1 protein-coding gene is annotated in these 700 nt (G+C 61.6%); it reads left to right on the top strand.

What is annotated here, in order from left to right; all coding sequences use genetic code 11:
* On the top strand, positions 1-700 hold a 700-nt coding region (locus tag GVL12_RS25750; RefSeq protein WP_200844098.1), incomplete at both ends, for a YDG domain-containing protein.

Below are 700 nucleotides of genomic sequence, written 5' to 3'. Positions count from 1 at the left end.
GAGATCGCCAGCGTCAATGGCATTACCGCCGAAGACAAGACCTATGACGGCAATACCCACGCCGATCTGAACCACAGCGGCGCCGCGTTCGCCAATATGATCGCAGGCGACCAGTTGAGCGTGGCAAATGCCGACGGCAGCTTCCGTGACAAGAACGCGGCCGATGGCAAGACCGTCGATATCACCGGCATCACACTGGGCGGCGCGGACGCCCACAACTACACGCTGCTCGACACCACGGCCAGCGCCACGGCCGATATCGCCAAGGCAGAGATCGCCGGCGTCAACGGCATTACCGCCGAGGGCCGCACCTATGACGGCACGACCGACGCCACGCTCAACACCGCAGAGGCCTTCTTTGACGGCAAGATTCTCAACGATGTGCTGACCGTGACAAACGCCAACGGCAGCTTCGACAACAAGAATGCGGGCGATGGCAAGACCGTTGATATCACCGGCATTGCGCTGGGCGGCGCCGACGCCCACAACTACACGCTGGCCAACACAACAGCAACAGCCACTGCCGATATCGCCAAGGCGGAGATCGCCAGCGTCAATGGCATTACCGCCGAAGACAAGACCTATGACGGCAATACCCACGCCGATCTGAACCACAGCGGCGCCGCGTTCGCCAATATGATCGCAGGCGACCAGTTGAGCGTGGCAAATGCCGACGGCAGCTTCCGTGACAAGAACGCGG

Origin of the sequence: Pantoea sp. 18069 (genome assembly GCF_902706035.1) — a bacterium.
GTDB lineage: Bacteria > Pseudomonadota > Gammaproteobacteria > Burkholderiales > Burkholderiaceae_C > Comamonas.
This window is presented reverse-complemented; position numbering and strand designations above follow the sequence as displayed.